Below are 12,566 nucleotides of genomic sequence, written 5' to 3' on the forward strand. Positions count from 1 at the left end.
ATGTATCTGCCGGGTACGGACCTGGGCGGCATGCGGGCGGACCTGGGCGAGCTGCCGCTCGGTGCGGTCGACGCGAACGGGGTGGCCTGGTTCCTGCAGGGGATGCAGGGCTGGGACTCGCCGGAGCTCCGCGCCGAGCTGCAGCAGCGCGAGGGCGATCACGGGGCCTGGCACACGCCCGGCTACCTCGCCGAGCGGCCCGTCTCGCTCACCGGGACGATCGTGGCCCCGGACCGGGCCGCGCTGGAGGACGCGATGGACCGGGCGCGGGCGGCGGCCGCGCTCGAGGACGTCCTCCTGGTCGTGCGCGAGCACATCCCCCGCCAGGCCGTCGTGCGCCGCAGCGGCCGGCCGGTCATGGAGTACACCACCGACCGGATCGCGACGTACAGCCTGATGGTGACGGCCGCCGACCCGCGCCGGTACGCCACCGAGGAGCAGTCCGGAAGCACGCCGCTCGCCTCGTCGACCGGCGGGCTGACGCTGCCGGCAACGCCGCCGCTGACCCTGGCGGCGACCACGGTGTCCGGGGAGGTGTCGGCCTACAACTCGGGCGACCTCGCCACCCGCCCGGTCCTGCGGATCGACGGGCCGGTGGCCGCCCCCCGCGTCTACGCCCAGTACGAGGACGCCGCGGTGCGCGCGCTGCTGTACGCGGAGACGCTCGGCGCCGGGGACCAGCTCGTCATCGACGTCGACGCCAAGTCCGTGACCCTCAACGGCACCGCCAGCCGCAGGCGGTTCCTGACCGCCCAGTGGCCGGAGATCCCGCCGCGTCAGACCGTCCGTTTCCAGTTCACCGCCGACGTCTACGCGCCCGGCGCACAGCTCACCGTCACCTGGCGGTCGGCATGGATGTAACCCCCCGATGTGAGAGGAGCCGTTGATGCCCACGGACCCGACATGGATGAACACCGTGGCCTACGACGGGCCGGAGCTCCGCCGGGCGGACTCCCTGCTGCTGATGGGCAACGCCGCGGCGGGCGGCGGCCGCAGCGGCGTGCGGCCCGGCGACCCGGGCCTGACCGTGTCCCTGGCCGGATCGACGATCAACGTGTCCGCGGGGGTCGCGGCGATCGCCTGGCCCGGGCAGGGCGTCTACCGCGTCGCTCTGCCGGCCTCCGCCTCGCCCGGCTCGGTCGCGGCCGCGCACGCCACGCTGCCGAGGATCGACCTCGTGTATCTGCGCGTGTGGGACACCGACGTCGACGCCTCCGGCCTGCGGCAGGGCGACGTCGTGTATCTCGCCGGGACCGCCTCGTCGACGCCGGCCGCGCCGGTCCCGGCCGGGACGGTCATCTACATGCCGCTCGCCACGATCAGCGTGCCCGCCTCCGGCGGCGGCTCCCCGGCCGTCTCCACCGCGGTCCGCCCGGTCACCGTGGCCCCGGGCGGCATCCTGCCCGGGCAGACGTCGACACCCTCGTCCCCGTACGCCGGGCAGGCCTGGCACGACGGCACCGACCTCAAGGTCTGGAACGGCGCATCCGTCGACACGTACGCGAAGGTCCGCACCACCCCGTGGACCAACCTCAGCGTCGCGGCAGGGTTCACCACGCCGTTCGGATCCCTGTCCCCGCTCGGCGCCCGCCTGGTCGTCGACGACGGCGTGACCATGGTCAAGCTCCGCGGCTCCGTCGGCTGCACCGCCGACGTCACCACCGCCCAGGTGTTCGCCACGTTCCCCGCCCAGTTCCGGCCGCCGTCCGGACAGCTGCGCACCATCACCGTGGCCCGGAACTACAACGCGTCGACGGCCGGCAGCACCCGCGTCGAGGTCGCCTCCAACGGCACGGCCACCGTCTACGGCTCGGTGGCCCCCGGGCAGACGACGTGGTTCTGCTTCGACGGATGCGAATATGACCTCTAAGCCGGTCGAGCTCGACTGGTACGGCTGCGACCTGCGCACCGGCCGCATCGTCGAGGACCTCCCCGCCCTGCGCCCCACCGGGGTCCTCTCCCGCCGCCTCGGCGCGCACACGTCGACGAGCTTCGAGCTCGCCCTCGGCGGTGCGCCGGCGGACTGGGAGGCCGCCACCGCCCCGGGCCGCAGCCTCCTGGTCGCCGTCGACCGGGCCACCGACACCCCCGTGTGGCCCGGCATCGTCCTCACCCGCGGCGGCGGCAGCGCCCAGACCGTGAGCCTGGGCGCCGCGACCCCGGAGGCCTACCTGGAGCGGCGGTACACCGGGGACGTGACGATCGTCCAGCAGGACCAGGCGGACGCGGCCGCCGCCGCGGCGACGCCGGCGCTCACGCAGGGCCCGCCGTTCGTCCTCGACACCACGGCGACCGGCACCCTCATGGACTGGATCGTTCTCGACGGCGACGACCGCACCGCCCTGTCCGCGCTCCAGGAGCTCATGGGCCTCGACGGCGGCCCGGAGTTCACCGTCGACGTCGCATGGAAGGGCGACCGGAGCGGGTTCGACCTGCCGCTGCGGATCGCCCCCCGCATCGGATCCCAAGCGGTGAGTCCGGAGGGGACGTTCGATTTCCCCGGCTGCATCACGTCGTACGCGCTCGCCGAGTCGTACGAGGCCGGGAAGGGCGCCACCGTCACGCAGGCGCGCGGCGAGGGTGAGGGAACGTCACGGCTCACCAGCGTGCCGCAGGTCGCCGACCAGCTCGAGGCGCTCGGCTGGCCGCGCCATGTCTACCGGTTCACCCCGGCCACCGGGGTCACCGACCCCGACCAGCTCACCCGTCACGCCGCCCAGGCCCTCGCCCTCATGGGCACCGGCGCCCAGGTCTGGACCGTGGACGCCGTCGCCTCCGCCGCCCCGCGTATCGGCCGGGACTGGGCGCTCGGCCACACCGTCCGCATCTCCGTCACGGCCTCGCCCCGGCACCCGAACGGCGTGGACGTCGTCGCCCGCGCCTGGTCCTGGGAGCTCGACCCCGGAGCGGACCGCGTCCGCCCCATCCTCGTTCAGGAGGACTAGATGCCCACCCCCGCCCACCAGCTCCCCGGCGGCCCGACCGACCTCAACCGACGCGTCGCCGCCCTCGAACGCGAGCTCCGCGAGCTGCGCGCCGCCCGCCGCGCCCGCCACACCTCCCTCGACGTCGACGGCGCCCTGCGCCTGGTCGACGCGCAGGGCAACGTCCTCACCGAGATGACCAGCTCATTCGGCGGCAGCCGGGCCGCGGTCGCCGCGTATGAGGAGCGCTCAGAGCGGCAGTTCTACGCCGCCCTCGCCGCCGGGGACCTTGCCTTCGGGATCGAGGGCATGCGCCGCCAGGACGAGGGCCGCGTCGCCTTCGCCGACCTCGGCGACCGCCTCGAGCTCTACCTGTCCTCCGGCAGCCGCGAGAGCGCCGCCAGCAGCCTCATGGTCATGTACTCCGGCACCGCGCCCGGGTCCGGGGACAGCCTCATCGACCTCGTCACCGACAAGGTCGCCGTCGGCGGCGTGCTCACCGCCGGCAGCATCGCGGTGGGCACCACCACCGTCACGCCGAGCGCGGCGAACATCCCGACCTCCTTCATGGTGACCGGCCTCAACGTCCGGGGCAGCAACCTCCGCGCGTACGTCACCGCGGCGACCGCCGTCCCCGGCGGCGCCGGCGTTACCGGCGTCGGCGCCACCAACGTCACATCAGGCGGGTTCACCCTCTGGGTCACCCGCGCGAACACCACCGCAACCGCCCTCTACTGGATGGTGATAGGCCAATGATCAAGGTCGACAGAACCGATGACGTTCCCTCCGAGCCGCAGCCGATCGTCTGGCAGCCCTACCTGTACTACCGGGTCACCGCCCGGGACGAGAACGAGGACTGCGTTAACTACGAGCAGGTGTTCCTCTGTGAGCCGTTCTACTCCAACGACGGCGCCCCGATCCGCACGCGCGTCGTGTGCGGCCGCTGCGGTCACGACATGACCCTGCTGACCGCCGAGCTCCTGGTCCCGCAGCCCGAGGTCTCCTGACCTCTCTCCCCTCCCCACGACGGCCCCGCCACCGGCGGGGCCGTCCGCACATCTGGAGCACACCATGGCCACACCCCTGTCCGCGGACAGACTCCTGCAGGCCCTTCGCGCCGAGGGCCTGCGCGTCGTCGAACACCGCTCGTGGCGCACGAACAGCCGCAACCACAAAGGCCCCTGGGGCCCGGTGGAAGGCGTGATGATCCATCACACCGTCACGTCCGGCACCGCCTCGTCCGTGGAGCTCTGCTACAACGGGCACTCCAGCCTGCCCGGACCACTGTGCCACGGCGTGATCGCCAAGGACGGCACCGTGTACCTGGTCGGCAACGGGCGGGCCAACCACGCCGGCCTCGGCGACGACGACGTGCTGCGGGCCGTCGTCGACGAGCGCGCGCTCCCCGCCGACGACGAGGCCAACACCGACGGCAACCGGCACTACTACGGCTTCGAGGCCGTCAACCTTGGCGACGGCAAGGACCCTTGGCCGGAGGCACAGCTGGAGGCCATCGAGAAGGCGTCCGCCGCGATCTGCCGGGCGCACGGCTGGTCGCAGCGCTCGGTGATCGGCCACCTGGAGTGGCAGCCGGGCAAGGTCGATCCGCGTGGCTTCACGATGGACGCGATGCGCGACCGGATCCGGCAGCGCCTCGGCGGCACCCCGGCTGGTGCGCCGGCGCCCGCGGCGCCGCCGCGCTACGAGCCGTTCCCCGGCGCGGCGTTCTTCGCCGCGGGCAGGCGGAGCGCGGTCGTCACGGCGATGGGCAAGCGGCTGGTGGCCGAGGGCTGCGGCCGCTACCAGGTCGGGCCCGGGCCGTCCTGGTCGGAGGCCGACCGCCGGTCCTACGCGGCCTGGCAGCGCAAGCTGGGCTACTCGGGCAGCGACGCCGACGGCATCCCCGGCAAGACGAGCTGGGACAAGCTGAAGGTGCCCAACGTCTGATGGGGCATCGCCGCGACGTCCCGCCGACGGACTGGCCCGGCATGGAGATGACCGGGCTGACCCGGCTCACCGATGACATCTACTACGGCTGGATCGGGGGTCAGTCCACCCCCACGTTCTGGCACTGGTGCAGCGCCGTGGCTGGCCTGCCGGCCGAGCTCACCGTCTCCGGGGGCTGGCGGGCCGCGGGCACCCCCGCGCACACCGTCGTCTCGCGCGACCCCCTCCACCTCGAGCCGTCCCTGCTCTGGTCCTGCTGCGGAACCCACGGCTGGGTCCGCGGCGGCCAGTGGACCAGCGCATAGCCCGTCACCCCGGCGTGTGTCCGGGGCCAACAAGAAGAGAGAGAACGATGAAGATCAGCAGCGTTGCGAAGTCGCTCGTGGCCGGGGTCGCGGCCGGCGCCACCGCCGCGGTGACCGCCGTGCAGGACCAAGTGCTCACGACCGGGGAGGGCGTGACGATCGTCCTGGCCGTCCTCGGCGCGTGGGGCATCACGTACGCGGTGCCGAACCGCCCCCGTGCGGGCTCCTGATTTACGCGCGGCGGCCGGGCCCCGGCCGCCGCGCACGCTCCGCCGCACCAGCACAGGAGGTACCTCGGGTGGACCCCATCGTCATCAGCGCCGTGTCCGCCCTGGCCGTCGGCCTCGTCTCCGGAGTCGCCGCCATCATCGGGGCCCGGATCAACGCGAGGGCCAACCACGGCGGTGCGGTGATGACCGGGGCGATGACCCTCGTCGACCAGCTGCAGGAGGAGCGCGACAAGCTCGGCCGCGAGCTCGCAGAGAAGGAGCGGCTCCTCGCCGAGGCGTACGCCACCCTCGCAGGCGAGCGCGCCGAAAAGACCTCGCTCCTCGCCCAGATCACTGAGCTGACCGCCCAGCGCGAGCGGCTGCTCGCCCAGATAGCAGCCCTCGGAGGGACACCATCGTGACGCACCGCAGGCCTCAACTACTCGCCCGCCAGTGGCGAACGCTGGCCCTGTCCGCAGTGCTCCTGGTGCTCTCCGGGGCCGTCGTCCTCGTCTGGCTGCGTATCGACGGCGAGGCAGAGCAGCGCCGCCAGGCCGTCGCCGAGGCCAACCGCCGCGGCGACGCGGTCAGCACCCTGGCGGGGGACGTCCGCGTACTGCGGGCGCAGATCCTCGGCACAGGAGAGACTCCTCGAGCGCCGGCGCCCGAGGACGCGGTCGACGACCTGGCGGACCGGGAGACCGTCCCGGTACCGATACCGGGGCCGGCCGGTCCCGCCGGGCCGCGCGGGGAGCAGGGCGTGCCGGGGGCGGAGGGGAGCCCCGGCCCGTCCGGGGTCGGCAGCCCGGGCCCATCGGGCGCCGATGGCGCGGCCGGTGAGGCGGGGCCGCCCGGGCCGCAGGGCGAGCCTGGGCCTGCTGGCCCCGCCGGGCCGCCCGGCGCCGCAGGCGAGCCCGGCCGCGACGGCCAGACCTGCCCGGCCGGGTACAGCCTGCAGCCCCTACCGAGCGATCCGGACTCCCTCGCCTGCAGGCGGACAGGGGCGCCCTCGCCCAGCCCGTCACCGACCGGTCCGTCCGCCGTCCTGGGCCTCGATCCGACCCGCAGGCAGTACCCGTGAAAACGCCCCCGCCCCGGCTCCGGCCGGTGGCGGGGCGCTCTTTGCGTTCTACGGCAGGGCGTCCAGGACCAGGTGCCACGGGTACTCCTCCGGCCGCCCCTGCCCAGGCGGGTTGGGCACCCAGCCGCCCGCCCCGTACAGCACCGTGACGCCCGCGCTGCGCAGCGTCTCCACGGACCGGTCCAGCTGCGGGTGGGCGGCGAGGGCCTGGTTGACGCACGGCATCGTCACCGTGGGGAGGCGCTTGCCGATGGCCTCCACGGCCACGCCGACGGGCCAGGTCGGGGTGAGCCCGAGCGCCCAGGCGTTCAGCGAGTTCGCCGTGATCGGGGTGAAAGCGATGGCATCAGCGGGCGGCCAGGGGTCGCCCTCGCCGGGGGCGCGGTAGGCGGAGCGGACCGGGTGTCCGGTGAGCGTCTGCAGGCCGGTGAGGCTGTGCTCGAGCCACCCGGCGGCGGTGGGGGTGAGGCCGAGGCAGACGTCCCAGCCGCGCTCCTGCGCGTCCTCGATGGCGCCGGCAACGTGGTAGACGGGGGGCGCTGCTGCGCAGAACAGATACAGGGTCCTCGTGTCCATGCGCCTATCGGATCACATGCAACCGCCCCCGATCCCGGTGGGATTGGGGGCGGTTGGGGTCCTCGCGCGTCTGGCGCGGGTAACGTCCCGGATGACGAGTCAGGAACGGAGCCCCAGTATGCCCTCTCCAGACGACGAGCACACGGGTGCGCGAATTCGGCGGCAACGGAAGCTTGCCCACCTCACGCAGAGGCAGCTGGCCCAGCGGCTGCCGTACAGCCTCAGCCTGCTGAATCAAGTGGAGTGCGGCGCCCGGCGGCCGCGGCCGGAGTTCGTGGCAGCGGTCGCAGCCGCGTTACGTGTCGACGTCGCAGACCTCACAGGACCAGCCACCGTGACCGATATCCAACAGACCCGGCTCGCCGCACTGGTGCGGCCGATGCGCGAGTGCCTCGACCTGTGGGACCTCGAGCCGGAGGGCGAGCACAGCACACCGCTGGCCGACCTCACGGCCGAGGCTGACCGCCTGTGCCGCGCGGTGCGCGCCACTCACCTGCGGCAGGCCGCTTCGGCCCTGCCGACGCTCATCACCGCCCTGACGCACCGGGTGCAGACGTCGCCCTCGACGGGGGCCTGGCAGGCGCTCGCCTCGGCGTACCGGACGACGTCCGACGTCGCCTTGAAACTCGGGTACCCGGACCTCGCGACCGTGGCGCTCGACCGCATGGGGTGGGCCGCCGGCCGCGCGTCCGATCCGTGCCTCGCCGCGGTCCGGCAGTACAAGCGCGCGCTCGGCCACCGGGACGGCGTGGACGCCGAGCTCGGCCGCCGCCTGGTCCACGCCGGGCAGCAGCTGCTCCACGGCGAGACGTCGCGCGAGGCCCTGGCCGTCGCCGGGCAACTCCACCTCGGAGCCTCGGCCGTCGCAGCCCGCGCCGGCGACGCCGCGGCCGTCGCCGAGCACATCGCCGAGGCCCGCGCCCTTGCCGAGAGGGTCGGCGGCGAGGCCGGCGAAGTGCACTGGCTGTCGTTCGGCCACATCAACACCGACCTTCACGAGATGGGCGCCAGCCTCCGCATGCGCCAGTACGACCAGGCGCTCACCCAGGCCCGGGCCATCACCCTCCCGCCGGCGACACTCACCTCCCGGCGCGCCCGGTACCTCGTCGACCGCGCCGTGGTGGAGATGGAGACCGGGCACCCGGACACCGCGCTGCGGCACCTGGTCGACGCCCGCCGGGCCGCGCCCGAGCAGACCCGGTACCACCCCGGCACCCGCGAGGCGATCACCGGACTCCTGCACACCGCCCGGCGCAGCCGCGACTCCCTGACCGGCATGGCCCACTGGGTGGGCCTATAGCACTCACAAATCTGTGAGTCCTGAGGGTGTCCGCGCGGGACACCCTCAGGACATGAGCGATCCGCGTACACCGCACCCGGCCGCGAGTGACACGGCGCCGCCGGACCTCGAGACCATGCGGGACACCGCGCGCAGGATGCAGGCCCTCGGCGGGCCCCCGGCGCGCCCTCAGGACCTGGCCCTCCTGGTGGACACCCTGCGCGGCCATGTGCAGCTCCTCGTCCCGGAAATCCAGGCCATGATCCGCGCCGCGCCCTCCGGCGACTACGCGGCCGCCGTGGCGCTGGTCGGCGTAGACGAGGCGTGGCGACGGCTGAACACGCACCCCGGCTTCGGCGAGGATGCCGCATTCAGGCACGCCCGCAAGATCAGCCTCTCCGTGGCGTCGCTGTGCGACCACTGGGAAAACCTCGCCCGCCCCTGAGCTCCTCGCCGCCCAGGCGGAGGAAGACGTCTGGACGGCGAGGCCCCACCCATCACCAACACGAGAGGACCCATCATGGGCACCATCACCAACGGCATCACCACCAAGGCGCACGAGCAGACGGCGGCGCCCGGCCTGGACTGGCGCAAGAGCAGCCGGACCGACCTCGACCCCATCCTCAAAGACTGCGTCATCGTCGCGGCGGCGCCGGCCGCGCAGGGGCACCCGAGCCCGCACGTCCCGGACGGCACCCGCATGATCGCCCTGTCCGACGACAAGGACCCCGGCAGCCCGGTCCTGTACTTCACCCGCGCTGAGATCAGCAAGTTCTTCGACGGCGTGCAGGCCGGCGAGCTCGACGAGTTCCGCGCCACCGCCGAGGAGCTCGAGGCCGCCTCGGCCGCGGCCGTCGCCTGATGAACGCCGCTCAGGTGCAGATGGCGTACGCGCGGATCGGCCGGCAGTACGACCGGTCCCCGTGCCGGGAGTGCCGTGGCACCCAGACGATGGCCGTCCTCATGGGGGACAAGGTCATCGTCACCTGCGAGGCCTGCGGCGGCGCGACACCCAAGCGGATGCTGACCCCGGACGACTACGCCATCAGCGCCTCGACGGGCACGCCGAGCACGCGCGCGATACGCAGCAGCCGACCGTAGGTCGGATCGCTCGTACCGGCCGGGCGAGGCCGTTCCCGCCCGGCCGGGACTACTCACGCACCAGGTCGGCCAGCGGGACGCCGATCGCGTGGGCAATGAGGATCAGGGTGTCGATGGTGGCAGCCTGCTGGCCCTGCTCAATGCGCACGACGGAGGGCCGGTCGAGGCCGGTCGCGAGGGCGACCCGTTCCTGTGTCAGGGCGGCGCGCAGTCGTGCCGCCCTGATCCGTTCGCCGATCCGCACGCGCTCGGCGTGGACCCAAGACGGCGGAGGGCTGGAGCGCGGCACCTGTCCACGCTCGCCCTTCCATGATCGAATGTATGTAGGCCAAAACCTACATCGTTGGGACGTACGTCCTACACCGCCCCCGGCCTGCGGGTCGGGTGCGCTGCGGCGGTCTCTGCACGAGGTCACTCCACCCGGATGGTGGAGCCGCGGCGCGGCCGGCCCCGGACCCATACGATGGGTCCGGGGCCGCGCTCATGTGGGGGCGCCTATTACAGGCCAGATTCCTCAGAATCTTTGGCCAAGCGCCTAACCCACGTTGGGTCAATGAGCCACCTGGGAATACGCAGGTGAGCACAGAGCTAATTGCCAGATACCTTCTAAGCGCTTGGCCGCAGGTTCGAGTCCTGCCGGGGGCGCTTCCAGCGCACCACCGTGAGGCCCTCCGACCCGGAGGGCCTTTTCGCTGGTCGGGGCAGCGTAGCGGGCGGGTGGTAGCAGGGGCGTAAGGGCGGGGGCCGGGCCCCCGCCCACGATCACCGGAGCGGCCGTCAGTCCACTGCCGCGGCGACGAGCAGTGCGAAGGCGGCGGTGACCAGCAGCGTGCGGACGAGGTGGAGCCTGTTCCACTTCGTCTCGAAGGCGGCCCGCACCTCGCTGTCCGGCACGGGGGGCGTGGCGCGTTCCGAGGCCGCCAGGGCGTTGTTGAGGGGGATGTTGCCGGCGACGGTGACGAGGTGGTTGAGGACCGAGCAGACGAGCGCCGCCACGAGGAGCCGGCCGTCGGCCGTGGTGCGCCCCTCCACCGGCACGGCGAGGGCGGCGACCGGGAACGCGACGATCGCGGCGAAGACGAGGAGGAACACCCCGCGGGGCACGGTCTCGTTGACCCGCCGCATCGCCGGGACGAACTCGGCGTCGGAGAGCCGGCCGAGTCCCGGCATGACGCCCGTCAGGAAGATGAGCATGAAGCCGGCGTACAGGCCGGTGGACACGACGGCGAGGGCGAGCAGCAGGGTCGGCATGCCCGCCATCATGGCGTGCCACCGCCCGCCCGCGCAGCGGCATTCCGCGGGGCGGGCGCGGTGCGCCGCGCAGCGGAATCGGGGCGCCGGGCGCGGGACCGCAGCGGGTACGGGGCCCCGGGCCACGGCCGGTCCCGGGACCCGTGGAGCCGCCTCCGGGCGGCGGGGGCCCGGGGAGCCGGCCCTGGGGCCGCGCCCCAGGGCCCCAGGCCGGCGGCCGGGGCCGGTCCGGGACCGGCCGTCGGTGCCGGCCGGCCCCGGGCCGGGCCGCCCCGCACCCGGGGGCCGGTGCGGTCAGTCCCCGGTGCGGCGGGACGCCTGGCCGATGGCGTCGGCCAGGTCCTTCACCGCGTCGTCCTCGGTGGACCCGGCGAGGGCGCGTGCGTGTCGTTCCAGGGCAGCGAGGCCCGGGTCGCCCGGCAGGCCGCCGCCGCGCAGGGACTCGGCGAAGTAGGCGGCGACCGCGGTGACCTGGAGGCGCGGCGGTGCCTGGGACCACAGCGCGTCGTCGATCGCGCCGGTCTCCACCGAGCCGCTCGCCTCGTGGGGGGTGCGGGTCCGCGGGTCGAGCCAGCGGACGGTCGCGGTGGCCACATGGCCGCGTGCCCCGTCCCTGAGGCGCACCGCGTACAGCGCGGTCACCGTGTGACCCGGGCCGACCTCGCCGCCGTCGACGCGGTCGTCGCGGAAGTCGTCGTCGGCGACGGCCCGGTTCTCGTAGCCGATGAGCCGGAACTGCCGCACGGTCGCGGGGTCGAAGGCCACCTGGGCCTTGGCGTCGCGGGCCCGCAGTTCGACGTGGGCCGGCAGCTGGTCGACGAAGACCTCGCGCGCGTCCTCGGTGGTGGAGACGTAGGTGGTGTGACCGTCGCCCCTGTCGGCGAGACGTTCCATCAGTTCGTCGCCGTAGTCGCTGCCCACCCCGACGCCGAAGAGGGTGATGCCGTGCTCGCGGCGGGCGTCGTCGATGCGGTCCAGGATGGTGTCCGCCTCCGTCGCCCCGGTGTTGGCGAGGGCATCGGAGAGCAGGACGACGCGGTTGGTGGCGCCGTTCCTGCGGCCTTCGACGGCGACCTCGTACCCGGTCGTCACCCCGGCTTCGACGTTGGTCGAGTCACTGGGCTCCAGATCGTCGACGATGCCGTGGATCCGGTCGCGGTTGCCGTCCAGGCGGGTCATCGGCAGCCGGGTCTCGGCCTCGCCGCTGAAGGTGACGACGGCGATGGAGTCGTCGTCGCGCAGCTGGTCGGTGAGGGTGCCGAGCGAGGTCTTGACCAGGTCGAGCCGGCCCGGTTCCGCCATGGAGCCGGAGACGTCGACGACGAACGTGAGCGCGGCCGGCGGGCGTTCGCCGGCGTCCTCGGCGGCCGCGGTGGCCAGGCCGACCCGCACCAGGGACCAGGCCGAGCCGTCCTTCCCGCCGCCGTCGGAGGACGATGTGATCTCGCCCTCCGCCGCCCCGCCGGCCGCCCCGCCGGGACGGGCCCCGTCGACGGTGACGGAGAATCCGTCGCCGTCGGGGCGGCGGTAGTCCTGGCGGAAGCTGTTGACGAACTCCTCGGGCCGCACCTGCTGCCCCAGCGGCGTCCCGCCCTCCTTCAGCACCCGCCGGGTGTAGTGGTACGACGCGGTGTCGACGTCGAGCGCGAAGGTCGACAGGTAGTCGGGCGCCGGCTTCGCCTCACGCTCCCCCGACGCCTCGTCACCGGCCGCGTCGTCACGGTCCCCGTAGGCGCCCCGGCCCCCGTCCGGGGCCACCGGGGCGGGCACGCCGTCGTGGCTCCTGCCGCCCTCGGCCCGGTCGGTGGCGCTGCGGTCGCCCGAGCCCGCGCCGCACGCCGCCGTCAGGGCGAGCCCCGACGCCAGCAGTACAGCCGTCATCCCGCGGACCGC

The 12,566-nt window shown here is 73.8% G+C and carries 18 protein-coding genes; 14 read left to right on the forward strand and 4 right to left on the reverse strand.

All coding sequences use genetic code 11. From position 1 onward, the window contains the following. The 10 genes from EAO77_RS02710 to EAO77_RS02755 all read left to right on the forward strand — a co-directional run bounded on the left by EAO77_RS02710 (position 1) and on the right by EAO77_RS02755 (position 6,466). Positions 1 to 861, forward strand: a complete 861-nt coding sequence (locus tag EAO77_RS02710; protein ID WP_147986529.1) for a phage distal tail protein — start codon at positions 1 to 3, stop codon at positions 859 to 861. Between the two features lie 25 nt (positions 862 to 886). Continuing rightward, positions 887 to 1,870, forward strand: a complete 984-nt coding sequence (locus EAO77_RS02715; RefSeq protein WP_147986530.1) for a hypothetical protein — start codon at positions 887 to 889, stop codon at positions 1,868 to 1,870. Next, positions 1,860 to 2,945: a hypothetical protein gene (locus EAO77_RS02720; protein ID WP_147986531.1), complete on the forward strand. Its 1,086-nt coding sequence runs from the start codon at positions 1,860 to 1,862 to the stop codon at positions 2,943 to 2,945. Before EAO77_RS02715 ends, EAO77_RS02720 begins: the two co-directional genes overlap by 11 nt. Next, the gene (locus EAO77_RS02725; RefSeq protein WP_147986532.1) at positions 2,946 to 3,680 is read left to right on the forward strand and encodes a hypothetical protein; all 735 of its coding nucleotides are present in this window, start codon (positions 2,946 to 2,948) and stop codon (positions 3,678 to 3,680) included. Next, a complete protein-coding gene (locus EAO77_RS02730; protein ID WP_147986533.1) occupies positions 3,677 to 3,931 on the forward strand; it encodes a hypothetical protein in 255 nt (84 codons plus the stop codon). Before EAO77_RS02725 ends, EAO77_RS02730 begins: the two co-directional genes overlap by 4 nt. Positions 3,932 to 3,995: 64 nt before the next feature. Continuing rightward, the gene (locus tag EAO77_RS02735) at positions 3,996 to 4,871 is read left to right on the forward strand and encodes a peptidoglycan-binding protein (protein ID WP_147986534.1); all 876 of its coding nucleotides are present in this window, start codon (positions 3,996 to 3,998) and stop codon (positions 4,869 to 4,871) included. Then, positions 4,871 to 5,176: a hypothetical protein gene (locus EAO77_RS02740; RefSeq protein WP_147986535.1), complete on the forward strand. Its 306-nt coding sequence runs from the start codon at positions 4,871 to 4,873 to the stop codon at positions 5,174 to 5,176. Before EAO77_RS02735 ends, EAO77_RS02740 begins: the two co-directional genes overlap by 1 nt. A gap of 47 nt (positions 5,177 to 5,223) precedes the next feature. Continuing rightward, positions 5,224 to 5,406 (forward strand): hypothetical protein, encoded by a 183-nt coding sequence (locus EAO77_RS02745; protein WP_147986536.1) that lies wholly within the window; start codon positions 5,224 to 5,226, stop codon positions 5,404 to 5,406. Positions 5,407 to 5,474: 68 nt separating this feature from the next. Then, positions 5,475 to 5,807 carry a hypothetical protein gene (locus EAO77_RS02750; protein WP_147986537.1) on the forward strand — a complete coding sequence of 111 codons (333 nt, stop codon included), beginning with the start codon at positions 5,475 to 5,477 and terminating at the stop codon, positions 5,805 to 5,807. After that, entirely contained in the window at positions 5,804 to 6,466 is a 663-nt protein-coding gene (locus EAO77_RS02755; protein ID WP_147986538.1) for a collagen-like protein, read from the forward strand. Before EAO77_RS02750 ends, EAO77_RS02755 begins: the two co-directional genes overlap by 4 nt. Positions 6,467 to 6,514: 48 nt before the next feature. Here the strand turns inward: EAO77_RS02755 and EAO77_RS02760 are convergent, their stop codons facing one another. Further along, positions 6,515 to 7,042 (reverse strand): flavoprotein, encoded by a 528-nt coding sequence (locus EAO77_RS02760; protein WP_147986539.1) that lies wholly within the window; start codon positions 7,040 to 7,042, stop codon positions 6,515 to 6,517. Between the two features lie 118 nt (positions 7,043 to 7,160). Between EAO77_RS02760 and EAO77_RS02765 the strand changes: the two genes are divergently transcribed. The 4 genes from EAO77_RS02765 (at position 7,161) to EAO77_RS02780 (ending at position 9,422) form a co-directional block, all read left to right on the forward strand. Then, positions 7,161 to 8,342 carry a multiprotein-bridging factor 1 family protein gene (locus EAO77_RS02765; protein ID WP_147986540.1) on the forward strand — a complete coding sequence of 394 codons (1,182 nt, stop codon included), beginning with the start codon at positions 7,161 to 7,163 and terminating at the stop codon, positions 8,340 to 8,342. Between the two features lie 52 nt (positions 8,343 to 8,394). Then, the gene (locus EAO77_RS02770; protein WP_147986541.1) at positions 8,395 to 8,766 is read left to right on the forward strand and encodes a DUF6415 family natural product biosynthesis protein; all 372 of its coding nucleotides are present in this window, start codon (positions 8,395 to 8,397) and stop codon (positions 8,764 to 8,766) included. Between the two features lie 75 nt (positions 8,767 to 8,841). After that, positions 8,842 to 9,183, forward strand: a complete 342-nt coding sequence (locus tag EAO77_RS02775) for a DUF397 domain-containing protein (protein WP_147986542.1) — start codon at positions 8,842 to 8,844, stop codon at positions 9,181 to 9,183. Further along, a complete protein-coding gene (locus tag EAO77_RS02780) occupies positions 9,183 to 9,422 on the forward strand; it encodes a hypothetical protein (protein ID WP_147986543.1) in 240 nt (79 codons plus the stop codon). The genes EAO77_RS02775 and EAO77_RS02780 overlap by 1 nt, the downstream gene beginning before the upstream one ends. Positions 9,423 to 9,471: 49 nt before the next feature. Here EAO77_RS02780 and EAO77_RS39710 read toward each other — a convergent pair whose 3' ends face one another. The 3 genes from EAO77_RS39710 to EAO77_RS02795 all read right to left on the reverse strand — a co-directional run bounded on the left by EAO77_RS39710 (position 9,472) and on the right by EAO77_RS02795 (position 12,554). After that, complete coding sequence (locus EAO77_RS39710; RefSeq protein ID WP_261993777.1) at positions 9,472 to 9,666, reverse strand: helix-turn-helix domain-containing protein; 195 nt, start codon at positions 9,664 to 9,666, stop codon at positions 9,472 to 9,474. Between the two features lie 533 nt (positions 9,667 to 10,199). Further along, positions 10,200 to 10,673, reverse strand: a complete 474-nt coding sequence (locus EAO77_RS02790; RefSeq protein ID WP_147986545.1) for a DUF1772 domain-containing protein — start codon at positions 10,671 to 10,673, stop codon at positions 10,200 to 10,202. 294 nt (positions 10,674 to 10,967) lie between these two features. Then, a complete protein-coding gene (locus tag EAO77_RS02795) occupies positions 10,968 to 12,554 on the reverse strand; it encodes a vWA domain-containing protein (RefSeq protein WP_147986546.1) in 1,587 nt (528 codons plus the stop codon). Positions 12,555 to 12,566 lie beyond the last annotated feature (12 nt).

Origin of the sequence: Streptomyces sp. T39, assembly GCF_008042045.1 — a bacterium.
Taxonomy (GTDB): domain Bacteria; phylum Actinomycetota; class Actinomycetes; order Streptomycetales; family Streptomycetaceae; genus Streptomyces.